The following is a 26,672-nucleotide window of genomic DNA, read 5'->3' as shown; positions in this document are numbered from 1 at the left end:
GTTACTTCGCTGCTTTCATAGCGACACCCGCACCCCTGCCGCCAGCAGCTTGGGCATCCCTGGTTCCTGCCGCCAGCCCTTGAATTGCCGTTCCCGCGCGCACGCCTACCCAGCCCAGCGCAGCCACCCAGAAGGTAGGCAGCACGATGAACATCGTCGCCATGACGAAGTTCAGCAGCATGTCGCCGAAGGCGTTGTTCAGGCCGATCAGCGGATCGAAGTTGCTGTGCGGCCGGTTCGCGCCGAACCCCCAGCCGTAGAGCGCGTCGAGGATCGTGCTGTCCAGCCAGCGCGCGAGCTGGAACCAGAAATCCACGAAGAACAGCGCGAACTGCACGCAGCTCACCGCGACCAGCGCCTTCAGCTCGTAGGTGCCGAAGACCAGCACCAGCGGGATGCAGATCACCAGCGCCATCTTGAGCAGCGACAGCACCATCGGCAGCGCCTGGCGTACCACGTCCATCGCCGGAAAGAAGCCCAGCGAGCCCATGGTCAGCCCCAGGTCGCCGGCGCCGCGCGTCACGACGTTGGGCAGCGTCTTCTCGATCTGGCCGCCGTAGTCGGTGTAGACCGAGCCCTGGTTCATCTTCTGCTGCCGCGGCGAGACCACGGCGCGGATCACCGAGTCGTTCACCTCGCTCTGCGACAGGAAGCCCGCCCAGCGGCCGATGCGCGTCAGCAGGTCGGGATCGACCTGGGCCAGCAGGCGCGCGCGCAGGCCGCTGCCGCCGTCCGACCACCACTGCCGGCACGTGGGGTAGCCCCCGCCGCTATCCACCTGGGCCAGCCCCGCATCGCGCGTCGCGTCGTAGGGCCAGGCCGTGCGTGGCGTGTTCGAGTGGTAGGTGTCGTAGAAGCCCGCGTTGTTCAGGAAGTAGCTCGAACCGATCCAGGTCACGTCATTCATCTGCTCGTCGGAGAGCGTGGGCCGAGACATGAACAGCTTGGCGCGCGAGGGGCCGTAGCAGTCATGCACGAAGTCGCCGACCTCCTGGGCCAGCACCGGGTCATCGATGCGCGTGGCATCCACGTCCATGCGCATCTGACGCAGATCCGTTCCGCAGGGGATGGCCGCCACCGCGCCGCCCGTCACCGCCTTCGAGATGGCGTGCATGAAGAACCACCACACCGGCACCAGCGCGCTCTGGTTGTTGAGCGTGGTGTAGGCGTTCGACCAGCCCGTGTCGGTGGGCTGCGGGACGCTGACCTGGCATTGCGCGGAGCGCGTCGTGTCGAACTTGATGGTGCTGAGGTCGACCGGAATGAAGGGGATGCCGGCGAACAGGATGACGACGATCGCCACCCACACGCGGTTCTCGATGCGCATCGATGACAGCACCCCCTTGTTGCCCTCGTCCGCACCCTCGGCCCGCGCGCGCAGCCATTCCTGCACCACCATGACCACGAAGGGCAGCGCGAATACGCCGCTGGCCACGAGGATGTTCCAGATGCCGTTGCTGACGATCCATCCGACCAGGGTCAGGTAATACTCCAGGTAGTCCGTTGTGTTGAGCGTCATGGCGTTCTCCAGGGCTCAGCCATTGCGCAGTAGCTGGCTGCCTTCGAGCAGCACGAGGGTGGCGACGGCCGCGATCTCGGCGCGCAGCAGGCGCTGATGGGTCTCGGCCAATGGCTCGCGTTCGCGCAGGCGCCGACGCATCCACCACCAGCCGTAGGCCGTCGCCGCGTAGAGCAGCAGCCGCCAGACGAGGAAGTGGCCCGAGTGCTCGCGCAGCCACTGCTCCCAGCCGTCGATGCTGCCGACGATGTGGAGGCCGACGACGTTCACGCCGACCGCGATGCCCGCCACCAGCAGCACCCACAGCAGCACGATGCCGACGCGGCGGCCGAGCAGCCGTGCCGGCCGCAGCCAGGCCCGGCTGGTCATGGCCCGCTCCGCGGCTTCTGCACTTCCTTGAGCCGGTCGCGCGTCGTGTCGCCCTCGAAGATGCCGCGCGAGCCCGCGGCGCGGGTGCCGTGGCGCTGCACGATCGCCATCGCCGAATTGCCGGCCAGCGTGCGCCGCAGCTCCAGCTCGGTCTTGAGGTTGTTGATCTCCTGCTCCAGCGCGTTGTTCTCCTGATCGACCGCCTTCACGGCCAGCTCGTTGGCGGCGACGTTCGGCTCCTTCTTGCCGGTCAGCAGCGTGCGCTGCAACAGCAGGGCCTTCTCCAGCACGCTCGACAGCGCGGCTTCGGACGCCAGGCGCTTGCCGAGCAGGTCTTGATCGGGCTCGTCGCGCAGCGCCTCGATCACGCCGCGCGTGATCGGCAGCGAGTTGCTGCCGGCGGCTTCGAGGTTTGCCACCGTCATCGGCGTCGAGCCCGTCACGAGGCCCTGCAGTGCCTGCAGCTTGGTCTCGTACTCTTCCTGGATCACCGGCGTCAGGCCGACGCCAGGCGTGGTCTGCGTCTTGGTGCAGGTCTCGCAGGTGCGTTGCTCGCGCTCGCCGAGCACGCGGGTTGCGAAGTCCGCTGCGGCCTGCGGCGAGGACCAGGTTTGGCAGGTCAGCCGGTTGCCGCAGGACGCGCGCGGGATGGATGAGGTGTCGCTGACGCCGCGGCTGTTGAGCAGGTTGTAGCCGGCACGGGTCACGTCGCCGACCACCTTGATGGAACCCTGGCCCGAGCCGCCCGCGTTGCCGCCGCCCACCCAGGGCACGCCGTTGTTGCCCTTGTTCGATTCGGCCTGCTCGACGGCGGACACCGCATCGGTGCTGCTCACCGCATCGCGCAGCGCGAAACCTTCGGCGAGCTGATCCCACCCGGCCTGGCCGCCGGCCATGTCCGCCATCCGGTTGGCCATCGCCTTGCACGTCAACTTGCTGCGGTCGAAATCGAGCCGAGCCTGCAGCACGCCGTTGGTCAGCAGGTTGTAGAGGCCCGGATCGGCGCGCTGGATGATCAGGGCCGGCAGCGACGCCACGGCGCTGGTGGCGCTCTGGATCACCGAGGACATGATCTGCTGAAAGCCATTGGTGAGGCCGTTCAACTGGTTCTGCAGCGTCGTCGTGATGCTCATGTTTCCGCAGATCAGGTTGCTGTTCCAGCCGATGCCCACGCCGATGCTCTGCATGTTCCCGGCGCCGCCCATGGACACGGCCCGGCCGCCGCCGATGCTGTAGAGCACGTCGTCGCCGATGACGCTGCCGCTCACGCCGACGCCGGTGGGGCTGATGCGGGTCTGCGCCCACGCGACGCCGGCTGCGGCCGTGACGGCGCAGGCGAGCGCGATGCTGAGCGCGTAGGGCCTGGCGCGCTGTGCGAAACGGGAGAGAGACGCTTTCATCGGAATACCTCAGAGGAAATCGACGCTGCCGAGGAAGACCTGCCCGCGGCGCTGGCAGCAGGCATAGGGCCGCCACAGCGCCCAGGCGTAGTCGCCTTGCTGGGCCTGCACGCGCGTGTTGGAGTGGGGGAACACGGCGCAGGAGTTGGAGAGGGTCGGCGTCAGCTCCTGCCACTTGCCGGTGGAGGCATCGCTCTCCACCAGGGCGCCGGCCGGCCAATAGCCGTCGCTCGAACTCGCGAGCAGCGGCTGGTAGACGTGCGGCTGCATGCGCCGCGTGACGACATCGCCCGCGCGCTGCGCGACGACGGCGCCGCTCTTGTAGTCGTCGGTCTGATGCAGGAAGCCGCCGCGCGGATAGACGTTGCCCCACAGGTTGAGCGTCGTGCGGCCGCCGATCTCGCGCATGCCGGGGATCACCGCCTCGGGGTACACCATCTCCGGGACGTTGTAGCGCCAGGCCAGCGTGTCGAGGGTGCTCAGCAGGTACGGCATGAAGGCCGTGCCTGCGCCCTGGCAGGCGTAGCCGGACGCGCTGGCGAACTGGCTGAACACCGAACCGCCGGGATGCCCGATCACGTCGGCGTTCTTGAACTTCGCCAGGTTGTTCTCGTTGTCGTGGTTCGTCGTCCCGTCGCCGCCGGCCTGCGCCGTGGGATTGGGCATGCTCATGGCGCGCACCTCGATCCACGGGTTCTCGCCGGTGTTGCTGTAGCTCGACACCACCGCGTCGGGAATGTAGTGGCGCACCTTCACCGAGGTGCGCACCGTGCAGCCCGTCCAGGTGCAGAACAGCCAGTAGCAGATGCCGACGACGCGATATTCCAGGCAGTCGGGCGACAGGGCCGAGGACACGATGGTAGCCGTGTTCAGCGCGAAGCTCGAAGCGGCGCCGCCGAGCAGCACCGAAGCGATGGCAAGGCGGGCCCGGCGCGACGACGCCGACAGCAGGCGGTTCATGGCTGTGCCCTCCGATGTGATTCGATGCGTGCCACGGCGCGCGCGACATCGGGCTCGCCGTAGACCACGTAGCGGCGATCGACCACCACGGCAGGCACCTTGGCCAGCCCCAAGCCCCAGGCATCGGCGACGCCCTGGTAGGCGCTGCCGATGCGGCGCTGTAGTGCCTGGCTGCCATCGCGCAGGCGTTGCTGCACGAGCGCGGCCGCGCGGCCCGGATCGGCAGGCAGGCCCGCGGCCAGTTCGGCCTCGATGCGCTCGGGCAGATCCAGCTCGATCACGCGCGCGCCGGATGCGGACTGCACGGGATGGCGGCTGTCGGTCACGACCAGCACGTCGGCTGCGGATGCGTCCTGGCCGAGCAGGCACAGCAGCAGCCCTCCCGCGCAGGCGATGCGCGTACACCGCAGCCGCGGGATGGGTTTCAAGAAGGGAGCCGTCATGGCGGGTGTCCTGGGAATGAGAGCAAGGCTCTAGTCGAACGCCGAAGGCAGTCCAACCGCGACAAGGAATGCGCACCGCGCGCGCTCCGCTTTGGGCAGACAGGCGAAAGAAAAGCGGGAGCCGAGGCTCCCGCGGGGACCAGGCGGTCAGCGGCGCTACAGCAGGCCGAATTCGGCGAAGGAGTACGGCGTGCCCTTGCCGACGATGAAGTGATCCACCACCCGGACATCGACTATCGCCAGGGCGGCTTTGAGCCGGTCGGTCAGCGCCTGATCGGCGGCCGAAGGCACGGTCATGCCAGATGGATGCTGGTGGGCCAGGATGACCGCCGAGGCGTTGAGGGCCAGGGCGCGCTGCACCAGCACCCGCGGGTACACCGAGGTTTGATCGACCGTGCCCTTGAACATCGGCTCGTAGGCGAGGACTTGGTGCTGAGAGTTGAGGAACACGACGGCGAAGACCTCGTTGGGCTCCGCGACCAGCTTCAGATGCAGGTAGTCGCGCACGGCGGCGGGACTGTTCAGCATCGGGCCGGCCTTGAAGATGCGTTGTTCCAGCAAGGCGATGGCCTGGCGGATGATCCAGTCTTCGTGCTGGGCGGCGATCAGGCTGAGCGACTCGGGACGCGAGTCGGCGACGACATAGGACATGGCGAACCTCCACGGGATGAAGTCGGAGGACGCCTGTCCCGGGAGGGACAAACCCTCCGGGGACGATGAAGAACAAGCGGCAGAAGAGCGGGCATCCGCCACCGCATGCACAGTGGCTGTTCGCGTCCAGGGATGCGCAGCGAACGGGGTCGATCAGCACGGCCAAGCCGCGTCGTAGCCTTGAAGATCGTGGCTACCTGGGCATGTCTCCGAGAGACTCGGCAGGCATTTCCTTCGATGCGGGCTCGGCCGCTGCACTGGCCGCCAGCAGGTCGATCGCGGACAGCAAGGCATCTCCTTCGACCGGGCCGTGCAGCAGCAGCGTCTTGCCGGACTGGCGATCCTGCAGGCGCAGCGTGGGCGTGACCTTGATGCCCTCCTGCGCCGCGCTCGCCGACTGTGCGCGGATCAGCGCATCGGGGCGGTCGCTGTCGAGGCACTGCTGCGCGGCCGGCGTGAGGTCGGGATAGCGCAGGCCCTCGGGCAGGCCCTGACCGTCGCCGCGGGTGTGCGTGTAGACCCACTCGGCGGCCTGCCAGAACGCGGCCTGGCCGCCGGCCTCGCCGACGCACTCCACCAGGCGCGCACCGGCAGACGCGGCCGGCTCGTGCAACGGCAACGGCAGGTGATGCCATTGCCAGCTCACGTCCGGGTGCGCGTCGATCCAGCGCTTGAGCACTGCGAAGTAGGCGCGGCAGAACGGGCATTCGAGGTCGGCGTACTCGACCACCGTGAAGCGCGCATCGGCGCGGCCATAGCGCCAGGGCGGGCCGGCTGGTGCCGTTGCCGGCGCAGGCGTTGCTTCTGCCGAAGGAAAATCGGGTTCGGCGGGCGGCGACTGCGGCCGCAGGCCGAGCCATGCGGCCGTTGTCAGGGCCGCGGCCATCAGCAGCGCGACGACAAGGACGGTGCGGGACGGCGCGAAGCGAGGGATGCGCATCGTGGACTCCCCGTCACGCCAGCGCATCGAGCACCAGCGGCTCGATGCTGCGGGCGCGGTCGATCTTCTCGGCGATCTTGAAAGCGGCGTCCAGTTCGCCGATGCCGTACTGCTGCATCAACTGGAAACGCTCGGCCTTCTCTTCCGGCTCGGTCTGAGCCAGCGCCAGGTACAGGCTGGGCGGCACCGCGCGGAATAGCACTTCCATGCTCTTGGAAAGGATCACGCCCTCGCTGAACTTGCCGGCCTCCTTGCGGGCCGACAGCATCAGCGCCTTCTGCGCCGCGTTCAGCTCGCGAAAGCGCGCGATCTTCTCCACCTCGTCGGGCGGCATCGAGAGGCAGATCCACCACTCGATCATGTTGAGCATGGGCTCGGCGGCCTTGGGCAGGTCGTCGATGTTCTGCGTCGCCAGCCAGTACCAGGCGCCGAGCTTGCGCCACATCTTCGTGATCTTGACGACGTAGGGCGCAAGCAGCGGGTTCTTGGTGATGATGTGCCCCTCGTCAGTCACGTTGATGATCGGCCGGCCGAGGAACTGGTCGCGCTCGGCGATGTTGTTGACCGTGTTGATAAGGCTGATGTAGGCGATGGAAAGCTGCGCGTTGTAGCCCTCGCGTGCGAAGGTCGCCAGATCGACGATGGTGATGTCGGCCTCGGGCCAGGGCGTGCCGGGCCGGTCGAACATCTCGCCGTCCACGCCCTGGCAGAACATATCCATCGCGTCGGCCATTTCCAGCAGCCGCGCGCGCCGCACCTCGGGTAGTGCCGTATCGCGGGCGCGCTCGCGCAGCGCATCGCGCACGTCGCGCGTCAGGACGGTGCGCTGGTTGGCCACGCAACGCTGGGCCGCATCGAGGATGCACTGGCGGATCAGGCTGCGGTCGGCGCGCGTCATGCGCGCCTCTTCCTTGTCCTCGCCACCGGTGATCATCAGCCGCGCGGTGATTTCCAGCTCGCCGAGCACGTCGCGCTGCTCGTCCACTTCGTCGCTGCGGCTCGCCGCCTGCGCTGCGGGCTCCTGGTCCTCGTCCAGCGCATCGGCATCCAAGGTCTGCACCTGGCTGGGCGTATCGACCAGCCGGTGCGCGTCGGCGAACGGCGCGAGACTGACGCCGGCGCCGGGCGCGAGCTTCACGCGATGCACCTTGAGGCCGAGCCGCGTGGCGAAGTCGCCGAACAGACCGTAGCTATTGCCAGCCTCCACGATGAACAGCCTCGGCCGATAGATGGCCGTGACCTGGTTCAAGATGTTGTTGAGCGTTGCCGACTTGCCAGAGCCGGTCGGCCCGAACAGGAACAGGTGCGCGTTCATCTGGCGGTCGAGCCGGTTCAAGGGATCGAAGGTGATCGGCCCGCCGCCGCGGTTGAAGAACGTGATGCCCGGATGCCCCGTGCCCTGGCTGCGGCCCCACACCGGCGCAAGGTTCGCGGCGTGCTGCGCGAACATCAGTTGCGTGTACCACTGGCGCTTGTCCAGCGCCGGATCGAACACGCACGGGAGCCAGCGCAGGTAGCTGTTCAGCGGCGCCACCTCGTCTTCCTCGCGCACCGGCTGCAGACCGGCGTTGAGCATGACGTTGACCAGTTGCAGGCCGCGGGCGTCGAGCTGCGCCAGGTCGCGCCCGCGCAGGTAGAAGGCGAGCGCGCCGCGGTACAGCTTGTGCGCGCTGCCGATCAGCCCGCGCGCTTCCTGCACGTCGCGGCGTGTCTGCTCCGAGGCCAGCGTCTCGCCGACCGACTTCTTGCTCAGGTGGTTCAGGTGAGCTTCGAGCACGTCCTGCGGCGTCGCGACGACCGTCAGGCACATCACCGTGTCCTCGGGCATCTGGTCGAACAGCGCATTGACCGCATCGCCGCCCTTGCGGGTTTCGCCGGTGACGTGGCCGGTGGCGGGCGGCATGCGCAGCCGGTCCATCACGATGACCCGGTGCGGCATGCCGTCGAACACCCAGGTGCCGTTCGCCATGTCCGAGCGCGGCTGGCCGAAGAACAGGCGGTGCGCGAAGTCCCCGCTGGCCAGCTCGATCTCGCCTTGCTCGGTTTCCTCGGGGTAACGGGTCAGCTCGTAGAAGCGCTCGCGGTCATCGGCGCTGGGGCCGAGCAGCGTCGGGTGCGGGTTGAACCAGCGCAGCAGCCAGTCGTGGATGTCGTCGGCCGCCATGCGCCGGGACTTCACGCCCGCGTTGGCGAGGCCGCCCACGAGCCGGTCGCAGATCGTCGTCAGTGCCTGCTCGGGCGACTGACCGCGCCGCGATGCGGTCGTAGCGCTCGCACGCCGGTAGACCACCATGCGCACGCGCCGCACCTGGCCGCGCCACGGCAGGCGCGTCACCGTCGTGTCCTCGAACAGGCCGCCGGGCTTGGCGATGGCGCGCAGGTGATGGCCGAAGAAGCGCAGGTAGAAGTCGGTGAAGGCGCTGTCCTGGGCGCGCGGCCGAACGTAGTCGGCCAGCCCGCGCAGGTAGTTGTCCCAGCTCGATTCGTCCTGGGCATAGAGCTGCACCACCCAGGGGTTCTCGTCGAGTTCGTCGAAGGAGTCCTGCAGTGCGTTCTCCAGCGCATCGCGCGCCTGCCACAGCCAGGCCATCTCGCGGCCCTCGGTGCCCACCGGCGCCAGCTCGAAGAAGCCCGCCACCGACTGGCCGTCTTCCAGCAGCATGCTCTTGGAACCCGGCAGGTACTCCACCCAAGGCAGCAGGTCGGCGAAGGACGGCGCCACACCGTAGAGCGCCTGCTGGTCCGCCTCGGTAGCAGGACGGTGCCGCCGGTCATCCGCGACGGTGCCCGGCTCCGGGATGCCGTGTGCCGCCAGTGTCGTCACATGCCGCGACCAGGCATCCTCGTCGTGCAGCTCAGGGCCAGCCGATGCGAGGGCCTTGCACGGCCAGGGCAAGGTCCAGGCCATCAGTAGTCCTCCAGGCGTTCGCCGGGCATGGCGTACTGGACCCTCTGATACAGGGGAAAGACGGTGGTGTAGCCAGGCACTGGCACCGGATCGCTGCCAGCCAGGTGCGGGAACACGTACATGACCAGATCGGGGTTGGGGAGCCGGTGGAACTGGCGGTAGATCTCGTTGGCCGCGGTGCGCGTGTAGGCGGTAGCGGCGGCGGGCGCCGCATGCACGTCGGCCTCCGTCAGCGGCCGGCGCAGGCCCTGGCGTGCATCGAGCAGTTGCCGCGCCGCTTGCCCGCCGCCGGCACTGCCGCCCGTCTCCTGGTTCCACACGTCGAGCATGGTGTAGTCGCCGTGCGGGAGTACCTTGTCCTTGCTGGTGGCGCAGCCGCCCAGCACCACGACCGCGCACAGCACCACGGCCGATTCAATCCAAATCCGACGCATGCTTGCCTCCGATGCGGTGATTGACCCGGCGCCCCTTGGCGTCGTAGTCGATGTTGAGCGGCTGCTCCAGGTGCACGGCGACCTTGGCGCCGGGGCGCACGTAGACGGCGGCGAAGGCCTGCCCGTAAAGCTTGTTGACCCAATCGGCCATGTCGCGCACACCGCCGGCCAGGATGCGGCCCATGGCCTCGTTGCCGGTAATGCCCACCGTGCCGAGCGAGCCGTTGCTGTTGGCGACCACGGCCACGCTGCCGTTGTCCGACTTGATGAGGGAGGCCGCACCGGCACCGGCCGCGGTGATGAGGGCCTGCGAACCGAGGTACTGCTGCGCGTTGCTGCGCCGTTCCCCGCTGACGCAGGGGACGCCGTAGGGGTCGCTGATCCAGCCCAGGCCGCCGTGCGTGGTGCTGTTCGCGTTGCCGCCCGAGCCGCCGTTCTGGTTGCGGTTGCCGTCCTCCGGCATGGTGCGCACCGTGCCGTCGTTGAAGACGAACGTCACCGAGCGGATTTGCCCGCGCACGCAGGAAAGCGTCCAGTCGCCCGAGGCCGTGCCGCTGACCACCGCGCCCGCCACGTCGGGAATGTCGATGCCGTTGGCGGTGAGGTTGTCCGGGCCGATCAGCACCTTGAAGGGGTACGGGTCGTTGACCGTGCCGTCGATCGGCACGCGGCCGATCAGCGCGGTCATCGCGATGGAGCCCATCAGCGTCGAGTTCGACGGCACCGTGTAGACCGGCTTGGACGACGTGCCCACGGCGCGGCTGCCTGCATCCGCGACGGTGCTGGCCACGTTGTCGGCCGTGTCGGAAAGCGTCTTCTGCGCCGGCCCGAAGCTGGTCGGAAAGTTCAGGCCGCCGCTGCTGCCGTTCTTCGCCGAAGGCTTCGCATCGTCCGGTTCCACCCAGCGCGTGCCGCTGGTGCTGCGCGCGGCGCCGCCCTGGCTGCCGCTGAAGCCCTTGCCGTCGCCGTCCTCCAGGCCGAGCCCGACCGGCAGATCGGCCTGGCCGCCCTTGCCGGAAAGCCCATCCAGGCGCCGCTGCAGGTCTTGCAGCAGGCCCTGGGTCTGCTGGCGGTCGCCGGCCAACTGCTCGCGGTCCTGCTGCAGGCGGCCGCGTTCACCATCCAGCGCGGACTGGATGCGCTGGTCGATCGCGCTTTCCCGCGCGCGCATACGCTCGTTCTCGCTCTTCTGGTTCTTGTTGTCGTTGAGCGCCGTCTGCAGCTCGTTGCGCAACTGCTTGACCTGGGCCACCAGTGTGGCAACGGTATCGCGCGGCGTGTCGCCCTCGATGCCCAGCGCCTTCATCTCTTCGGGCGTGAGCGAGTTGGCGCTGCCGGCCGGAACGGGCTTGGCGCCGCGATCCCCGGAGAACATCTTGATGCCGACGAACAGCAGCACCAGCGCCATCGGGATCAGCAGCCACTTCAGGAGGGGGTTACTTTTCATGGCGGGCACCTCCTTCGGCCTGGCCGGCCGCCGCGGCCGGCGGCAGGTTCACCGTCGCGTCGATCGGTGAGAGCTTGGGCAGCAGCGACTCGGCCAGGCCGTGGCCACGGGTCACGAGGTAGACCACCGTGGTGTCGGCGGCGCGGCCGGCCGGCGCCAGATTCGGGTGCTGGAAGGTCGCGGCGAGAAAGTCGCCCTGCAGCGCGCGGGGATCGAGGTCGAGCCAGCGCCCGGAGGCGTTGGTGAGCTTCACCGCCGTCACCCACTGGTCTTCGAGCCGCCAAGCGGCCAGCGCCTGCGCACGCACCGGCAGTGTGGGCAGCAAGGTGGAAAGCTCCAGCCCACGGCGCAGATTGACGCGGCCGAGGCCGGGAACGGGCTCCACGGTGCGCAGCGGCGCGTAGAGGTTCTGCGCCGCATAGCGCGTGAGCACAACCGCCACCGGCGTGGCGCGCTTCGCTGCGGGTACGGTGCGCTCCGCATCGTCGTCCGCCGGCTTGGCCGGCTCGCCGTAGCGCGTCGCCGGCACGTCGCCTTCGACGATGCGCACGGGTTCGAGTGCAGGCTGGCCCGCCTTCGCCGGCTCGGCCGCGATGTCCAGCAGGATCAGCGCGCCCGACTCCACGTCCTGCAGTTGCAGCCGTGTGGGCGGGATCGGCGCGCTCGCGCGCAGGTAGATCGCGCCACCAGCGCTCTGCACGCGCAACTGCTCGCCAACCGTGGGCGGCACACCGATGCGCACGTTGCGCTCGATGAACACCACGCGCTCCTGGCCGACCACCAGCGGCACCGCCAGCGGCAGGCGCTCCCAGCGCAGGATTTCGACGGCATGGGCCGCAGGCACGAAGGCCAGGCACAGCAGCAGGCCAGCCAGGGCCGCCGCAGATGAACGCTTCACGAGGGACTTCATGGGGTGTCTCCCTGCAAGTTGGAGCCGGCGCTTGCGGCCCGGCCGGGCGGCGCCGCAGGCGGCGGGGTCTCGATGCGCTCCGGCGCGCGTGCATGGCAGTCCAGCGCCAGGCCGAAGGGGTTGCGCTCGGGGTCCACGTCCATGCGCACAACCTTGAGTGCATAGCGCACGAGCGCGCGCTTGACCTGCTCGGCGCCCAGGTACTCGTCGGCGCTCACGTCCAGCGTGACGATCCAGTTGTTGGCCGACACGGTGCGCACGCGCATGGCCGGCTCGTCGCCGTAGCCGCGGCCGGGAATCTCGTAGATGCCGCGCACGCGCTGGCGTAGCTCGCCGTTGCTGCGCCGGAATTCGTAGTCCTGCTGCAGGAAGGCACGGCAGCTCGGCGTGAAGTACGCAGACAGTGCATGCAGGTTGCGCGGGTAGTCCTGCTCGCCATTGGTCGGCCAGCGCTGGGCCTGCTGCCAAATGTAGAAGGTGAAGGCGTAGACGCTCTCCGGCGGCACGTCCCACCACTTGCGCGTGCTGCCCGAGCGCAGGTCGGGTGGCACGTGGATGGTCAGGCTCTTGGGTGCGCTCCACCAGCCGAAGCCGAGCAGCAGCGCCACGACGAACAGTGCGGCGCCAGCCAGGCGCAAGGTCTTCACATGCGCCTGCAGGTGCGCGACCTCGTTCTTGAATCGGCTCATGGTCTACCTCGACGCAGGGACGGATCGGGCCGCAGGCGCCGCGTGGACCACCAGCCCGACCGGGTGATGAGCTGGCCCCCGCCCGCATGCGCAGCCAGCGCGGGGTAGCGCAGCGCGAGGCGCCACTGGAGCTGGCGGTACAGCCAGGTGTCGGGCCGGCCGCGCTTCCACCGCCGCAGCAGGCCGCCGCCCACGAAGACACCGACACCGATGCCGGCGACGATCAGCGTGGGCACCATCGCGATGCTGTGCGTCAGCCAGGCCAGCGGTACGCCGGCCACGAGACCGGCCGCGCCGGACAGCCCGGCGCAGACCCACAGCTCGTCGGCCGTGAGCCCGCGCACGACCACCGGGTGGCGGTTGAGGCGGTGCGGCAGGAAGGTCACGAGCCCGTCGCGCGACGGACTCTCCAGGGCGCCGGCCATCGTTGCCGGGCCTTACAGGACGCCGGTAGCCTTGGTCAGCAGCCAGATGCCGACGACCAGCAGGATCGCGCCCACCGCGACGGTCAACCCGAACTGCCCCCACGTTGCGCGGCCGGTGTGGATCTCGGCGTAGCGCGTGTAGGCGTGGTAGCAGACGCCGACGAACATCGAGGCGACGACGAGCAGCGCGATCAGCAGCACGATGTCGTAGCCGTAGTTTTGCAGCGTCTGCATGATGCCGCTGCCGGTGCCGCGCGACGGGTCTTCCAGCGTGGGAAGGTCGGCGAACGACGGCAGCGGCGTGGCGGCGATGCCCAGCGGGATCAGCAGCGCGGCGATGCGCGCGGCGGGCCGCGACGTGGGACGGCGAGAAGTAGCGGGAGCGTTCATGGCGAAGTACCTTTCATGGGGTCAGGACAGGAGGAAAAAGCCCAGCACCAGGTACATCGCGACGAAGCGCACGATGACGCCGAGGAACTGGCGTTGGGTCAGGTGGTGCTCGGCCCAGCCGACATAGGCAGTGCGCATCGCCCACACGCCCCACAGCAGCAGGATGGCGAAGACGAAGCCGAGCACGACGGTGGAGACGGCCCCGGGCGCGAAGCCGCCGTTGGCCGTGAAGGCGGCGACCTGATCGGCGGAAGGCGTCATGGCGACGGCGCCTCCTTGGGCGACGTCGCAGGCGCCGCGTTACTGCGCGTGTAGTCACCGGCCAGCGGCACGGGATCACGCGGCTGGGCGCGTTGCGGAACGAGGTAGTCGCGCACGCCGGTGCGCACGCGCTCCAGGTCGGCGCGCAGCCGCGCGTAGTCGAAGTGGTAGCGGGCGCGCTCCTGCGGCGCGGTGGTGGCGGCGTGCTCGGCGAGGCGGTCCAGCAGTTCGAGCTGGCGCGTTACCGCGGCGAGCATCTCGCGCTCCGCAGCGTTGTCGGAGGCGTCAGCGGCGATGGCGGGCTGCAATCCGGCAGCGGCAAGCAGCAGCGCGGCAACACGCACGGCCCAGGGTGCCTCGACGGCGAAGCGCCGAACCTGCGCGGGATTGCGAGTGGTTTCCATCGAGCCGTTCTCCGAGGGATGCGGATGGCTCGATGCTCAAACGGCCGGTCTTCCGGCGCCGCAATCAATCGGAACCGGCCAGCCACCGCTTTCCGCGGCAAACTCCGCTGCAGAGGAAGGAATTTCCCCGATGACGTCGTCTTTAATGCACTACCGTCTGAGTGGAGGTGCAAGTCAAGACGATGATGGTTGTTGCGCTAGTGCTCTACTCCACGGGGAAGAATATCGACCCTTCGCCTGATCTCGGCACCAACTCTGCATACAGAGATCTACGCCCGATGATGACAGCGAGCACTGGCCGCTTGTCCCGACGCTGCGCTGCCAACAAAGTCCATTCAGATCTGTCAAGGCTAGAAGGCTGGGGATGGTCTTCCGGGTGGGTATGCCATTCGCCTAAATAGCGGACAGTTCCCTGACTCGCCGTCCATCGCGACAACGCAATAGCCTCATGACCAAACGGCATCCGCTCGAACAGATAGCGAAACCGCTTGTCCCACGCGGTAGGAACCGTCGCCTGCTCAATGAGCAAATGGGCTCCATGTACAGAACCAAGCAAGAGTCCGCCCGCTTCGCAGTCGGCATCACTAGCCTGGATATGCTGACTGAATGTCTCCAGCGTCTGGGTCGAAAAATGCAGCAACCTGCTCTTGTCGCCAGTTGCCCAGGACCCTAGGAATTGCATAGAGGGCAATCATGATCTCGCAGAGGATCGCAGTCAGGCGTGGCCAGATGATGGGTCTGGTCGATCAGCCGGGTCCGCAATGCAGGAGAGTGGACGCCCTTGACCCAATCAAGGGCCATCTCAGCACCCAAGCTGGCTGCCTGCACCGACACCGAAGCCGGAAATGGCACATACAAGCCCTCGCACCCGTGGCCTGCCAAGATGTTAGGCAGAGCATCAATGGTCGAGCGAAGTTCGCCTCTTCTGTGGCTCTGCCATAGGCATCGGTAGCACGCACCCGATGCGTTCGTTCTCAGGAGCGCACGCACAGCCGTTCCCGGCCCTTCGATCCAAACAGAAAGCATGGGCGTGGGAGCCCTGTAGCGGCCGCACAGCCAATGCCCGAGGGATTCTTCGCCGGTGGCATCGATGAGTAGGTCCAGCTTTCCCAGTTGGGCCTGTCTCACGTCCACGGGGAGCGCATGAACCTCGACGCCTGGCGACAAGCGCTTGAGTTCCTTCGCCATCGCCTCAGCCTTGTTCGACAACAGGTCCGGGAAGCCGAGCCGATGCCGTCCGATGTTCTGTGGAAGGAGGCCATCAAAATCCACCAGCGTGAGTTTCCCTCCGCATGATCCTGCCCCGGCCTTGACCAGCATGTCCGAGAGGTATCCGCCGATCGTGCCGCAACCCACAAGTGCGATTCGTTTCCCCGCCAACGTTTTCGACTTGGGGATGTTGCGCTGGGCCAGATACCGTTCATCGATCCTGATCACTGAGACGGGCATTACCTTCAGCCCAAAACTCGAATCCCTGCGATCAGCAAGCTTGGTCTTTTGACTCACTTGGTGGTCAAAGAGCACGGCAAAGCCGTAGGTCATCAGTGGCGATTCGATGATGATCAGGACGCCATTTGCTTTTTTGCTTTGCCCTTCCTTGATTCGTTCGTGAATCTTGCGCCGACACCGTGGGTCCAGGGTGCTTTGCCAAGCCAAGACGTCCCCCACCGTTTCGGGGGGCCAGTGGCTGGTTAGTGGGCGGGGTTGCGCGGTGGTCTTGACCCGGTATGTCAGCACCGTTTTATCAGTGACCTGGTAGCCGAGTGAATGCAACTTTCTTGTTGTTCGATCTTCGTTGTCGGTGATGAACCAGAGTGGATTCCCATTGGCTTGCGCAACGATACAGTTTTGTCGCCCCAGATCTTCGCCTTGCATGTCCACAAAACAAAGCCAGCCGTTCCAGTAGGCAAAGAACTCTTCGGCGAGATCTTCGATCATCTCGCCCTTCAAGATCTGCCCGAGCACCGCTGCCGCCCGTTGCAGGCACGCCAAGGACTGCCCTACAGGATCGTAGATGTCCAGCACGACAGTTCCCTTGGCCAGATAGCAAAGGCCGCCCTCCGCGCCAAGATGAGGAACTGCATTGGGCAGTTCAGGCGGAATTTCGAGCAGCCGAATGCGAGGCAGGTCGAAGAAGGTAGGGTCGAGCTGAACCTCACATGGAATGCCATCGTCCGCGCCGCACGGGATCAACGGCCCCCTCAGCTTGAACCAGCCGTCGTCCGTCTTGCCGACAAACTCGAAGCCTTGCAGCCTGAAGGCTTCGACCACATCGGAGACCACGGCGACGCTGCTCATCCGGCCTTCGTGCGCCCGACCAATTCGCTCGGACCAGCCGTAGCCGGCGCTGCGGCAATGGTGGCGACAACGGATACCACCTTGACCCGGTCCGGCTCGTTCGGAAAACGCGGACCGAATTCGCCTTGCATCCAGACGCAGGCCTGTGAAGGGCTGCCGGCGTTGGTGGCTCCGCGCAGCACTTTTTCGAATGCTTCGAACGCTTTCGCAGCCTCTTCGACGCCCTCTTTACCAAGGCGTGCAGTAAGCGACTCCGACTCATCAACGGGGTTGTTCACCCCCGCGCGCAGCCGGGCCGGCAATGCCGCGACGACATCCAGCAACGCCAGGTCGTCGCGCCGATCCCGCTTCTCGAATAGCGGAGCCGCAGCGGCCATCAACAGAATCGAAGCCGGTCCACCGCTCGACCACCGCCAATCGCGAAACGCCTTCAAGTAGCGAATCACGCGGCGGAACTGTTCGCCCCTGGCCTCCACCTCGCCCAAAAACCATTCCTTCACAGGCCTGGGGTCGGAGGGCATCCAGTTGCACTCGCGGTGAGCCAGGAGCACTTTATCAGCGGGCAATGCCGTCCAGGCATCCCGCTCTGCCATGTTCACCGCCTCCGTCAGCGAGTCATAGCCGTATCGCTCCATCGAGGCTTTCGCGAGCGTGACGAATTCTTCGTCGGGGATGGCGTACAACGGAATGTCGATGTGGGCATAGGCCGCAATGACAATCCGGATGCATGTCGGCTTGTCGGTGACAAGCTTCCAGTGCTTCTCCTCGACCAACAGCCTCAAGGCTTCTTCAGCAGCTGCAAAGAACACCGTTGTGGCCCTGCTGGGACGCTTCGTCTGCGAGACAAAACTCAACGGCAGATAGCAACCATCATCGACATCCGCCTGCTGGGGCCATTGTGCCGGGCCGTTCAAGGTCTTGTACGCCCACGATCCTTGCGTGAAGAAGCGTGGCTGCGGCACGTCGTCCGTGTACCCGCGTTCGCGCAGCACGCGCGGAATTCCGGTGCGAAGGCAGTTCCTGACATCATTTCGGGCGCTGGCGATCCAGGCTCGTTGCTCGGGCGACAGATCCAGCTCGTCATGCATGCAGGATTCGTCATCGACGGTGGTAAAGAAAAGCGGGCTCAGGTTCAGCATTCGGCCTCCGGCACATTCTTGTTGGGGCCGTGATAGAAGGTGGGTGCGCCGGCCTGGTGCGCTCGAAACGGTTGGAAAAGAGGGTCGCCAAGCGCGCGCTGCGCTGCATGATTGCCGCGGTCCTTCAGCGTATTCGTGGCGCCGATGGAAACCCGGTCCAGCGCCTTTACGTCCTTGCTTTGATCGGGCGTGGCCTTGTCGTCGATCTGGAAGTAGTTGCTACCCAACGACTGGCGCAGCATGTAGTCCACCGACGACTCCTGGGCAGAGATCACCAGATCGAACAGCCCTCCGCGCCACTTGCCGAATCCGCGGTCGAGGCTGGCGCCGCCACGGACGGTTGCACCGATCGTCATCGTGCCGATGGACAGCACCCGGACCAGTGCATTCTGTTTCGGCGCGAGGAACGTATTGACTTCGTGCAGCCCGAACAGTCCTGGCGCATTGCCGACCAGTCCTCCATCCGCAAAGACGCCACGATCGTTGCGCGCTAGCGGAAAGTAAACGGGCGCAGCGGCGGTCGCCAACGCCACATCCACGATCCTCATGCGGTGGTCCATCTCAAATGAGGGATGGTGAGGCGTTTTGAAGAACTGGCCGCGCCCCGTCGAGTAGTTGACGGCTGGCACGAGAACGCGGTGCTTCAAGTTGCCGATCGTGGCGTCTTGAAAGCGCTCGGTCAGCACGCCCCGCAACCCTGCGGAGTCGTGCTTGGCGGTCAACCAGAAGCCCAGAAGGCGCCGAGCGAGACTTCGGCAACCAAAGATGCGGGAGCCCTGTCGTTCGAACAAGGCTTTGAGTTCAATGGCGGGGATTTCCGCGGCCAGCCCCAAGGCCAGCATCCCGCCTGCAGAGGTGCCGCAGATCAGGTCGAAGTGCGAAGCGATGGGGCGGCCTAGCACGGCTTCAAGCTCGGCAAGAACCGTCGCTGTGTACAAGCCGCGATAGCCGCCCCCAGACAGGGCGAGCACATGGTAGGTGGGCACGCCCATCATGGCACTCAGCCCTTCGGCGGGAAGGAGTCGTTACCGTGGCTGTCCTTGTCACGGATGCGACCGTCCGGACGGTGGATGACCAGTTCGGACTGCTGGTTGCGTGCGATGTCCCGCGCCGCGTCAATGGCCTGCTGCTGCGTATCGTGCACGGAGGTTGCCCGTTGATTGCCGGCACCCTTGACGGCCCAACCGTCCTGGTGAGGAACTACATGCTGATTTTTGCCTGTCATGGCGAATTTCCTAAAGTTGAACCATCGAGACCCCGGCCAGCCGGCCGGGTTGCCAATGACCACCGGTTGAAGCAAAATTCGTTGCTCTTGCAGACAACGGGCGAGTCAAGCCAAATCAACTTGCTGCAGTCGTAGAACTCACTTCTGTTGTCTGGCTGGACAACAATGTATCAGACTTGGTGCCAAGCTGCAAATGGTGGGCTTGGTGCCGCAGAACGCAACTGCTTCGGACCGGACACACACCGTTGTCCGCCGCAGCCACAAGGAACGGAACGGATGTCACAAACAGGCCTGGGCGTCGCCCTCAAGACGCTACGCGAGCGCAGAACCCTCTCATTGCGCGAAATCGGTCAACTGTCTTCGGTGGACCATGCCTATGTCCACCGGCTGGAGTCCGGCGAAAAGACAAATCCGTCAGTGGACTTAGTCGAGAAGCTGCTGAAGGTTCTCAAACCAGGTGAAAGAGATGCTGCGCTGGTGATGTGGCTTGTCGACCATGCGGAGGCCGATCCCCGCCTTGTTGAATTCGTGCTGAACGATCCTTCCATCAGCATCGACATCTTTTCGGCTGCAGCAGGCGTGAGGCATCGTGGAAATACAAGGCCCGATCCCGCGACACTGATCGCCCGGATACAGCGAGCATTCGAGGACGAGGACGACTGAATATGGATGAAGCGGATGTCACACAGAAAGCACGGGCCTTTGTTGCGAAGGTTGATGTGTCCGGCATCCGAGAAGACCTGACGCCCTATGTGGTCGCGGCCAACGCCAAAGTCAAGAAAGAGGAGCTTAGTGAGGGGGAGTCCGGCTACACGATCACCAAGCCGAATGGCAAGCACGTGATCACGGTGAATTCGCTGGAGACAGAAGAACGCCAACGCTTCACCATCTGCCACGAAATTGCGCATATCGTCCTTGCGCTGGAATCGAGCCACGAAGAGGTGCCGTCCTGGTCCTATGCGAAGCGGCATCCGAACGAAATCGCATGCGACACTTTCGCCGCCGAGTTGCTGATGCCGTATCAGCAATGGCTATCGCTTGTGCCCAAGGAAGAACCTTCGCTGGAGCTGATCCAGGGCATGGCGGCGCTTTTCAGCACATCATTTCCCGCCGCTGCGTCGCGGTTCGCCTCCCTCAGCGACATCCCTTGCGCCTTCGTCACCATGGAGCGCGGTGCAGTGCGCTACGCGGCACGCTCCACCAGTTTGCGACAGGCTGGGGCTTGGATATCTCCCAGGTCTGCCATTCCTGTCGGCTCTGTGGCTCACCGTCTCCGTTCTTCAGGCAGCAGTGCTGCCGACACAGATGAGGTTGCACAAGACATCTGGTTCGACAACTGGGAAAAGGGCCTCGATCTCTGGGAACTCTCCAGGCACTACGCACGTACTGACACCACGACCTCGCTGCTCTGGTTCGACAGCGACGATTTACCTGAGGTCGAAGTGAACCGCTTCGGTGTACGCGTCGAGGACGACGGTGGCTTGGCTGAACTCACTGGGCAGCTACCGTGGCCGGGACGCAGCAGGCGCCGCTGAGGCCATTTGCGTTCGTGTGTCTGAGTGGCCACATGGCCTCGAAGATGTAGGCTGGATGCAGTGTCAAAGGTCAAAAGATGTTTGGTGTCGATGAGTCGCCATGAAGAGTGAGACGGAGATTATCTTGAACCGCTTTCACAGATACTTCTTGAACGTCGCCGACGCGATGCACACCGCGACGCCGAGCAGCGCCGCGCTGGGCAGCAGGATCAGCAGCGGATGCACGCTGACCGGCAGCGCGAGGTAAGTGACCCAGGGCAGCACCGCCAGCGGCATCAGGCTGGCTCTCGCCCGGTGGTAGACGAAGCCCGATTCGCGGCCGGCGCCGAAGCCGCGCACGTCGCGGCGCACGAGCCCGTCCACCAGGCCGGTGAAGGCCGCCATCAGGAACAGCGGCAAGGTCAGGACCAGCACCAGCAGCCGCACGAGGAACACCAGCACTGTGTACGCCGAGGCGATCAGGTAGCTCTCGACATGCACGTAGAGCTGACCGATGTAGTAGCGGAAGTCCTGCGCCTGGCTGCGCGCGCCGGCACGCGATTGCGCCGCCGCGTCGCGTATCCAGTCCAGCAGGCCCGTTTTCACGAACAGTCCTTGGTAGGCCCACTCGACGAGCTGGAGGGCGCTGCGCCCCGGCTCCTGCACCAGCACGCTTTGCGTGAAATGCTCCGAGACCTGCGACAGCTCGTAGTTCAGCATGCCCTGCGCATGGCGCCAGCCCTGCTCGGGCCAGAAGAAGTGCATGCCGATGCACTCGATCGCGATGCACAGCACCAGCGAACCGGCCAACACCCCGAACAGCCGGAACGGGAGCGTGATGAGGCCTGCGATCAGGCCCTGCTGGCGAACCTGCTGGCGCTGGACGGCGACGGCGGGGTCGCTCATGCCGTGGCCCCTTCATCCGCGCTGGCCATCTGCTTGAAGTCGGCCAGCAGATCGTCGGGCAGCGCCTGGTCCTGCAGGCCGGGAAGCCCCTTGTTGTCCCACCACTCGCCGGCCTCGACGTAGTGCTGCCGCATGTAGCCGGCCAGTTCCTGCAGATCCTTGGGCATGGCCTCGTCGGGGTCGGGCGCCGGCAGTGGCATGCGCACCTTCCACAGGTGGCCGCCCTCGATCAGCGCGAAGCATTGGCCCTTGGGCAGGCCCACGACGTGCGCTGGTTCGATCAGCGGCACGCTGTTGCTGCTGATGCGGTCCTGCGTGTTCGACGTGAAGGCGGTGTTGCCGGTCGGGTCTGAGCTGTCGGTGGCGCCGCTCATCACCGTCGTCGTGTAGACCTCGACCTTGGGCAGTTGGCGCGTCAGCAGTTCGGCCGTGGTGGTCTCGCGCACGCGCAGCATGAACAGGTTGTTGAAGTTGCCGACGACCTGGCCCGCCTTCGCGCGGTTGCCGATGCGCGCCTCGATGTCCGAGAGGGTCTGCGTGTAGGCCGTGACCTGGACGCCCGCGCCGCCGCCCTTGTTGACCATGGGTATGAACTCGTCGCCCATGAGTTCGTTGAACTCGTCGGCATGGACGTTGATGGGCACCTTGATGCCCGTCGCGGCACCCGGCAGGCCGTCGTCGATGCCGAACTTGTAGATGTGACCCGCGACGGATACGAGGTCGGAGAACATCGAATTGCCGACCGCCGCCGCGACTTCCGCGTCCGATAGTGCATCGAGGCCGACATAGACCACGGCCCGCTTCCTGATGATCTGCATCCAGTCGAAGATCGGGCGTGGGTCGGCGAGGTCCGAATAGTTCGGCGCCAGCAACTGCGCGATCTTGCCGGTGGTCAGCTTCTCCAGCAGCGGTAGGAGCGATGCGACGATCTTGTCGAAGTACGTCCTGTCGTAGCGCACCGCGCTGCGCAGGCCGTCGAGCACAGGGTCGTAGATGCGCACCTGCGACAGGTACTGCTCCAGCGCGACGACGCGCTTCTCGCGGCCGATCATGTTGCGCGGGATGTTCTTGTCGTTCAGCTTGGCTTCGAGCTGGACGATGACCTCCCAGGCCTTGGGCTCGTTCCGGGCGAAGTAGTGCTGGGCGTACTCGATGAACAGCGCATCGATGTTGATGACATGGCGCTGGATCAGCAGGTAGTCGGGCCGCTGCCCCAGCTCGACCAACGCCCGCGCGATGATGTTGACGAAGCGCCAGGCGAACTCGCGGAACGCCGCGCTGTTGCCTTCACCGGAAAGCTGGCCGGCGATGCGCGTGGCAACTTCCGAGATGCGCCCGAAGCGTCCCACCGCGTTGTAGCGCGCGGAGATGTCCGGCCAGCCCAGGTGGAACACATAGAACTCGCCCTCGCGCCCGGCACGCTTGGCCTCCACGTACATGCGCTTCAGGAGGTCCGCATCGCCTTTGGGATCGAAGACGATCACGACCTCGTGCTGTCCGTTGAGCTTGCGCCGTATGTCCTGGGTGATGAACAGCTCGGCCAACCTCGTCTTGCCGACGCGGGTCGTACCTAACACCAGGCTATGGCCGACGCGCTCGGCCAATGGCAGCGTGACGTCGACCTCGTGCGGTTCGATACCGTGTAGCCGCGGCATACCGCCCACCGGCGGCAGCGGACGCGCCGGGTTGAGCGGGTTGTCCCAGGCCAGGGCCTTCGCCATCTTGGACAACGGGTACGGCGCGAACTCCAGGCGCTCTTCCATGCGCCGCGCCATCCGGTAGATCGCCGTCGGCTCGACGTAGCGTCGGAACTCCGGCCGGTAGGTCTGCATCAGCCGGTGCGTGTGGCGCTGGTCCCAGCGAAAGCCCCGGCCGACGAATAGCCGCTGCTGGCTGACCGGCACGTCGCGGCTGGTCATCACATAGCGCGGCAGGCGCCGGATGTTGCGCCGGTAGCGCAAGATGGCCCAGGCGTCGTGCAAGCGCAGCGCGCCGAAGGTCAGGAAGGCCAGCGCGCTGCCCAGGCCCAGCAAGGGGCTCAGCGCGAGCGACCACGGGGCCACCAGGCACAGAAACGCGGCGCCCGCACAGACCGCGACGGTGTATAGCTCCACCGCTGGCCGCAGCAGGACTTCGACGGCTTGGGACTGGGCCATGGCGGGCGCTTCACGTCACGTCAGGGCTCGATGCCCGTGGCGGTGATCAGCACCGGGTAGTGCTTGATGCCCAGGCGTTGCGCCAGGTCGTCGCCCGAGACGGGCAACAGCACTAAGCCCGGCGCGAGGCGGCGCAGCGCGGCCAGTGCTTCGGGTGTCGCGACGTTGACCACCAGCCCCACGGCGCGCAGCGCCTGTAAGTCCTTGCCCCGCTGTTGGAGCCAGTCGCGCGAGCGGTCGTCGTCGCCGACCAGGAACAGCGGCGTCAGGCCCGGCGCGCGGATCACGCGGCGCGGCTCGTCGCCGGGTGTCAGCCGCATCGAGCGCACCGGCAGCATGGCCGCCTCGGCATCGGTCGGGCCGCCAATGCGCGGCCTGGATTGCGGCGCTGGTTGCGGCGTGGCTGGCTGACTGGGCTGCGCATCCTGCGGGTTCAAGGCCCGGTAGTGCGGCAGTGCCGAGCTGCCGCCCTTGTCCTCGACGACGATCAACGGCGGGGAGCTGCTCTTGATGACCGGGCCGCGGCCCTGTGCGTGGGCCGTGGCGGCCAGCAGTGCCGCCATGGCGGCAAGGAGGATGCGGTTCATGACATGGGGCTCCGGGCAGTGGGAAGTGCAGCGCCCGGCCCGAGCACGCGGGTCAGGTGCTGGTGGACACTGCGGCGGTAGCGGGCGGCAGGCGCCCCGCCCGCGGGGCGGTGGTAGCGGCCGATGGCGATCAACCAGTCCTCGCCCGGCGTGTGCTGCTCCTGCAGGATTTCCGCGGCGATGGCGAGGTTGCGGTACGGGTCGAGCAGTTCGCAGGGATGCTCGTAGCGCTGCGCGTGGTAGCCGAGGTTGACTTGGCCGAGTCCGGCGTCGATGCGATTGGCCGGCACGCGGGCGAGCGCCTGGCGAATGCCGGCGCAGGCCCCGGCCCGTGTGGCGTAGCGTTCGGCGCGGCCGGCGACGTTGAGCGTCCAAGGCCAGGGGATCAGGCGGCCACGCAGCCGCGCGCCGCTCTCCTGCAGCGCCACCGCGTACAGCACCGGCGACGGCACACCCGCCTGCTGGGCGGCGAGCTGGTAGGCGGGTGGTGGCACCTCCTGGCCGAAGGCGATGGCCGTGCAGGCGCAGAGCACCAGGGCCACTGCCGCGCGGCCGGCGCGGCGAGCCAAACTCGATGCCGCTATTGGCGCTGCCATTGGCCGTTGACCTCGCGCACCACGGCGGGCAGATCGCCGGGCAGGCCGAGTGACAGCCAGCGCCCGGCGTCATGGTTGAGCGTGATGGCGCGCGAGCGCACGCGGCCGGCGTCGATGCCAGCCTGCGTCGCCCACTGGCGGATGCGGGCGTCCTCCTGGCGGCTGCCGACCATGTAGAGGTCGAAGGCGGTGCCGGCCACCTGCAGCTGGCGCACGCGCTGCTCGCACGACGGGCACTCGGCCTTCACGAAAACCGCCAGCCGGCCCGAGCCCCGGTTGCCGGCGCCCGGCGCCTTCGCACCCGGCATGTTCACGCGCTGCTGTCCCGGATAGAGCCGCTTCCACGCCGCGTCGTAGGCCCGCTGGTAGGCCAGCGTCTTGCCCACGCGCTTCGATTCCGCCTGCACCTGCAGCTCCGCATAGCGGTTGCGTTCCTCGTCGCTGCGCGCCTCGATGCCCAGCGCCGTGAGCGGATCGAGGTTCGGGGAATAGATGCCCAGCGGCCCCTGCATCAGTTGGCGGTAGCGCGCCCACTCATCGGAGCGCAGGCCCCAATCGCGCGCCAGCCGTTCGTCCAGCGCGGCGTCGCTGCTGTTCTGAATCTGGGCGGGCACCGTGCGCGAGGACGCGACCGGCGCCGACTGTGCCGAGGCCGTGCCTGCCGTTCCTGCGACAGCGGCGAGGATGGCGGCGAAGCAGATCGCGGCGTGCTTCATGGCCGGCCCCTACGGCAGCGCGAGGCGCTGGGTCTGGCCGTCCACGCGGAACACGGCGGCGCGTGCCTCGATCGCCAGCAGATGCCACGCGCCCACGGCATCGCCTTCGCGCAGCAGCCACACGTCCAGCACCGACGACGCCTTGGGTGCCGTCACCGACAGGAAGCGCTCTCCGCCGCGCAGCTCCACACCCACGACGTGGAATGGCGGTTCGGGCACCTTGGGCTTGGCCGGCTCGGCGGTGCGCTGGGGTGCTGCGGCAGGCGCGGCGGTTCGCTTCATGCGGGCTTCGATGTCGCCCACGCGGGCCTGCAGCGCCTGCACGTCGCCGGCATGGGCGTCTGTGGCCTGGGCCTGCTCCACCTGTGCCAGGCGTTCGTCCAGCGCCTTGCGGGTGGCCTCGAAGTCGGGCTGGGTGACAGGCTTGGGCTGATTCTTCGAGGTCGCCGCCTGCTGTTCGAGTTCGGCGACGCGCGTGTTGAGCGCCTGCACGTGCGCGTCCTGGGCGCTGGCCTGGCTCTGCTCGCTCAGGCGCGACAGGCCCACGCTGTTGACCACCGCGAGGATGCTCACGAGCAGCAGCCACGCGGCCGCTGTGATCTTCAACCAGCGCGCGCGGCCGGCATTCTCGTCGGGAAGCTGCGGGATGGTCATGGCTGGGCCTCCTGGGGCACATGGGGATCGGCGGGTTCGTCGGCCGGCGCGCTCGGTGCCGGAGGCGCGGGAATCGGGCTTGCACTCGGCGCACGCGCAGTCGTCACGCGCGCGAAGCACACCGCGCGCGCAGCGTCATCGACGGACAACTCCCAGGCCGGCCCGGCGAGCGCCAGCAAGGCATCGCGCAACGGCAGTGGCCCGAGCCGCAGATGCGCCGCCGGCAGCGGCAGCGTGAACAGCGAAGCGGCGTCCGGCGCGTCGCAAAGGCGGTAGCCGGTGCGCAGCAGCACGTGCCGTAGCGCATCGCCGACGCTCGCGTCCAAGGTCGGCGGAATCGAAATCTCGATCACCTGCCGCAGCAGGTCGCGCTGCGCCGGCTCGGGCACCATCTCGACCAGCGTGTAGCGCCCGTAGCGCGCCACCGGGATCAGGTTCGGCTCAGACTCCGGGGCGATGGCCCTGACAAACGCCGAAGGCTCGGGCGCGGTGGCAGCGGCCGTCGGGGGATTCGCCACGCCCGTGGTGGCGCAGCCGGCCATCAGTACGCAGCCGGCGAGCAATGCAGGCACAGCCAGGCGGTGGGCGACGCAGGTGAGTGGTTGCATGGGGCAAGTTCCCTGGAACACGGAGCCCTCACCATCGCCGCCGCGAAGCGTTCGGGCAGCAAACAAAGGGAACTGGCAGGCGCCCGACTTCATCGCGCGCCATCGATGCACGGAAAAAAGAAG

General features: G+C 66.9%; 30 protein-coding genes. 2 read left to right on the top strand and 28 right to left on the bottom strand.

Annotated elements, in window-relative coordinates; all coding sequences use genetic code 11:
* Window position 1: 1 nt before the first annotated feature.
* From HV742_RS09100 to HV742_RS09000, 21 genes are all read right to left on the bottom strand, one after another.
* Window positions 2-1,519, bottom strand: coding sequence for a conjugal transfer protein TraG N-terminal domain-containing protein (locus HV742_RS09100; RefSeq protein ID WP_003454733.1), 1,518 nt, complete (start codon window positions 1,517-1,519; stop codon window positions 2-4).
* A gap of 15 nt (window positions 1,520-1,534) precedes the next feature.
* The gene (locus HV742_RS09095) at window positions 1,535-1,888 is read right to left on the bottom strand and encodes a hypothetical protein (RefSeq protein ID WP_004265620.1); all 354 of its coding nucleotides are present in this window, start codon (window positions 1,886-1,888) and stop codon (window positions 1,535-1,537) included.
* Window positions 1,885-3,288, bottom strand: a complete 1,404-nt coding sequence (locus HV742_RS09090; protein WP_003454739.1) for an integrating conjugative element protein — start codon at window positions 3,286-3,288, stop codon at window positions 1,885-1,887. The genes HV742_RS09095 and HV742_RS09090 overlap by 4 nt, the downstream gene beginning before the upstream one ends.
* A 9-nt stretch (window positions 3,289-3,297) precedes the next feature.
* Window positions 3,298-4,248 carry a TIGR03756 family integrating conjugative element protein gene (locus HV742_RS09085; RefSeq protein WP_003454742.1) on the bottom strand — a complete coding sequence of 317 codons (951 nt, stop codon included), beginning with the start codon at window positions 4,246-4,248 and terminating at the stop codon, window positions 3,298-3,300.
* Window positions 4,245-4,691: a TIGR03757 family integrating conjugative element protein gene (locus HV742_RS09080; RefSeq protein ID WP_003454745.1), complete on the bottom strand. Its 447-nt coding sequence runs from the start codon at window positions 4,689-4,691 to the stop codon at window positions 4,245-4,247. The genes HV742_RS09085 and HV742_RS09080 overlap by 4 nt, the downstream gene beginning before the upstream one ends.
* 156 nt (window positions 4,692-4,847) lie before the next feature.
* A complete protein-coding gene (gene radC / locus HV742_RS09075) occupies window positions 4,848-5,342 on the bottom strand; it encodes a RadC family protein (RefSeq protein WP_059889473.1) in 495 nt (164 codons plus the stop codon).
* A gap of 193 nt (window positions 5,343-5,535) precedes the next feature.
* Window positions 5,536-6,282, bottom strand: a complete 747-nt coding sequence (locus HV742_RS09070; RefSeq protein ID WP_003454752.1) for a DsbA family protein — start codon at window positions 6,280-6,282, stop codon at window positions 5,536-5,538.
* A 13-nt stretch (window positions 6,283-6,295) separates the two neighbouring features.
* On the bottom strand, window positions 6,296-9,190 hold the full coding sequence (locus HV742_RS09065) for a conjugative transfer ATPase (RefSeq protein ID WP_175144852.1): 2,895 nt from the start codon (window positions 9,188-9,190) through the stop codon (window positions 6,296-6,298).
* Window positions 9,190-9,624, bottom strand: a complete 435-nt coding sequence (locus HV742_RS09060) for a TIGR03751 family conjugal transfer lipoprotein (protein ID WP_033873709.1) — start codon at window positions 9,622-9,624, stop codon at window positions 9,190-9,192. Before HV742_RS09060 ends, HV742_RS09065 begins: the two co-directional genes overlap by 1 nt.
* Window positions 9,605-11,071 (bottom strand): TIGR03752 family integrating conjugative element protein, encoded by a 1,467-nt coding sequence (locus tag HV742_RS09055; RefSeq protein ID WP_003454772.1) that lies wholly within the window; start codon window positions 11,069-11,071, stop codon window positions 9,605-9,607. Before HV742_RS09055 ends, HV742_RS09060 begins: the two co-directional genes overlap by 20 nt.
* Complete coding sequence (locus HV742_RS09050) at window positions 11,061-11,981, bottom strand: TIGR03749 family integrating conjugative element protein (RefSeq protein ID WP_003454777.1); 921 nt, start codon at window positions 11,979-11,981, stop codon at window positions 11,061-11,063. The genes HV742_RS09055 and HV742_RS09050 overlap by 11 nt, the downstream gene beginning before the upstream one ends.
* Window positions 11,978-12,670 (bottom strand): PFL_4703 family integrating conjugative element protein, encoded by a 693-nt coding sequence (locus tag HV742_RS09045; protein ID WP_003454780.1) that lies wholly within the window; start codon window positions 12,668-12,670, stop codon window positions 11,978-11,980. Before HV742_RS09045 ends, HV742_RS09050 begins: the two co-directional genes overlap by 4 nt.
* Window positions 12,667-13,095 (bottom strand): TIGR03750 family conjugal transfer protein, encoded by a 429-nt coding sequence (locus HV742_RS09040; protein ID WP_003454784.1) that lies wholly within the window; start codon window positions 13,093-13,095, stop codon window positions 12,667-12,669. Before HV742_RS09040 ends, HV742_RS09045 begins: the two co-directional genes overlap by 4 nt.
* A gap of 12 nt (window positions 13,096-13,107) precedes the next feature.
* Window positions 13,108-13,485: a TIGR03745 family integrating conjugative element membrane protein gene (locus tag HV742_RS09035; protein WP_003454787.1), complete on the bottom strand. Its 378-nt coding sequence runs from the start codon at window positions 13,483-13,485 to the stop codon at window positions 13,108-13,110.
* Between the two features lie 21 nt (window positions 13,486-13,506).
* Window positions 13,507-13,746 carry a TIGR03758 family integrating conjugative element protein gene (locus HV742_RS09030; RefSeq protein ID WP_003454790.1) on the bottom strand — a complete coding sequence of 80 codons (240 nt, stop codon included), beginning with the start codon at window positions 13,744-13,746 and terminating at the stop codon, window positions 13,507-13,509.
* Window positions 13,743-14,150 carry an integrative conjugative element protein, RAQPRD family gene (locus HV742_RS09025; protein WP_003454792.1) on the bottom strand — a complete coding sequence of 136 codons (408 nt, stop codon included), beginning with the start codon at window positions 14,148-14,150 and terminating at the stop codon, window positions 13,743-13,745. The genes HV742_RS09030 and HV742_RS09025 overlap by 4 nt, the downstream gene beginning before the upstream one ends.
* Before the next feature lie 205 nt (window positions 14,151-14,355).
* Window positions 14,356-14,832 carry a Mov34/MPN/PAD-1 family protein gene (locus HV742_RS09020; RefSeq protein ID WP_003454794.1) on the bottom strand — a complete coding sequence of 159 codons (477 nt, stop codon included), beginning with the start codon at window positions 14,830-14,832 and terminating at the stop codon, window positions 14,356-14,358.
* Window positions 14,820-16,448, bottom strand: a complete 1,629-nt coding sequence (locus tag HV742_RS09015) for a ThiF family adenylyltransferase (protein ID WP_059889466.1) — start codon at window positions 16,446-16,448, stop codon at window positions 14,820-14,822. Before HV742_RS09015 ends, HV742_RS09020 begins: the two co-directional genes overlap by 13 nt.
* Window positions 16,445-17,587 carry a CBASS cGAMP synthase gene (locus HV742_RS09010; RefSeq protein ID WP_059889464.1) on the bottom strand — a complete coding sequence of 381 codons (1,143 nt, stop codon included), beginning with the start codon at window positions 17,585-17,587 and terminating at the stop codon, window positions 16,445-16,447. The genes HV742_RS09015 and HV742_RS09010 overlap by 4 nt, the downstream gene beginning before the upstream one ends.
* Window positions 17,581-18,582 carry a CBASS cGAMP-activated phospholipase gene (locus tag HV742_RS09005; RefSeq protein WP_003454800.1) on the bottom strand — a complete coding sequence of 334 codons (1,002 nt, stop codon included), beginning with the start codon at window positions 18,580-18,582 and terminating at the stop codon, window positions 17,581-17,583. The genes HV742_RS09010 and HV742_RS09005 overlap by 7 nt, the downstream gene beginning before the upstream one ends.
* A 5-nt stretch (window positions 18,583-18,587) precedes the next feature.
* Complete coding sequence (locus tag HV742_RS09000; protein ID WP_003454802.1) at window positions 18,588-18,812, bottom strand: DUF2188 domain-containing protein; 225 nt, start codon at window positions 18,810-18,812, stop codon at window positions 18,588-18,590.
* 276 nt (window positions 18,813-19,088) lie between these two features.
* Here HV742_RS09000 and HV742_RS08995 point away from each other — a divergent pair, with 276 nt between their 5' ends.
* Both HV742_RS08995 and HV742_RS08990 read left to right on the top strand, forming a co-directional pair.
* Complete coding sequence (locus HV742_RS08995; protein WP_003454804.1) at window positions 19,089-19,475, top strand: helix-turn-helix domain-containing protein; 387 nt, start codon at window positions 19,089-19,091, stop codon at window positions 19,473-19,475.
* Between the two features lie 2 nt (window positions 19,476-19,477).
* Window positions 19,478-20,347, top strand: coding sequence for an ImmA/IrrE family metallo-endopeptidase (locus HV742_RS08990; RefSeq protein WP_003454806.1), 870 nt, complete (start codon window positions 19,478-19,480; stop codon window positions 20,345-20,347).
* A 135-nt stretch (window positions 20,348-20,482) separates the two neighbouring features.
* Here HV742_RS08990 and HV742_RS08985 read toward each other — a convergent pair whose 3' ends face one another.
* From HV742_RS08985 to pilL2, 7 genes are read right to left on the bottom strand one after another with little or no spacing between them, the layout of a single operon-like run.
* A complete protein-coding gene (locus HV742_RS08985; protein WP_004265580.1) occupies window positions 20,483-21,232 on the bottom strand; it encodes a TIGR03747 family integrating conjugative element membrane protein in 750 nt (249 codons plus the stop codon).
* Window positions 21,229-23,388, bottom strand: coding sequence for a type IV conjugative transfer system coupling protein TraD (gene traD / locus HV742_RS08980; protein ID WP_003454810.1), 2,160 nt, complete (start codon window positions 23,386-23,388; stop codon window positions 21,229-21,231). Before traD ends, HV742_RS08985 begins: the two co-directional genes overlap by 4 nt.
* 20 nt (window positions 23,389-23,408) lie before the next feature.
* A complete protein-coding gene (locus tag HV742_RS08975) occupies window positions 23,409-23,975 on the bottom strand; it encodes an integrating conjugative element protein (RefSeq protein WP_059889462.1) in 567 nt (188 codons plus the stop codon).
* Window positions 23,972-24,571: a lysozyme family protein gene (locus HV742_RS08970; RefSeq protein WP_033873711.1), complete on the bottom strand. Its 600-nt coding sequence runs from the start codon at window positions 24,569-24,571 to the stop codon at window positions 23,972-23,974. The genes HV742_RS08975 and HV742_RS08970 overlap by 4 nt, the downstream gene beginning before the upstream one ends.
* Window positions 24,556-25,287 (bottom strand): TIGR03759 family integrating conjugative element protein, encoded by a 732-nt coding sequence (locus HV742_RS08965; RefSeq protein WP_003454822.1) that lies wholly within the window; start codon window positions 25,285-25,287, stop codon window positions 24,556-24,558. The genes HV742_RS08970 and HV742_RS08965 overlap by 16 nt, the downstream gene beginning before the upstream one ends.
* A 9-nt stretch (window positions 25,288-25,296) precedes the next feature.
* Window positions 25,297-25,941, bottom strand: a complete 645-nt coding sequence (locus HV742_RS08960; protein ID WP_059889457.1) for a hypothetical protein — start codon at window positions 25,939-25,941, stop codon at window positions 25,297-25,299.
* Window positions 25,938-26,549, bottom strand: coding sequence for a PFGI-1 class ICE element type IV pilus protein PilL2 (gene pilL2 / locus HV742_RS08955; RefSeq protein WP_003454835.1), 612 nt, complete (start codon window positions 26,547-26,549; stop codon window positions 25,938-25,940). The genes HV742_RS08960 and pilL2 overlap by 4 nt, the downstream gene beginning before the upstream one ends.
* Window positions 26,550-26,672 lie beyond the last annotated feature (123 nt).

It is taken from the genome of Achromobacter ruhlandii, from assembly GCF_902859695.1.
Classification (GTDB): Bacteria; Pseudomonadota; Gammaproteobacteria; order Burkholderiales; family Burkholderiaceae_B; genus Achromobacter; species Achromobacter ruhlandii.
Note: the sequence above shows the minus strand (reverse complement) of the source record. Positions and strands in the feature narration are given on the sequence as shown.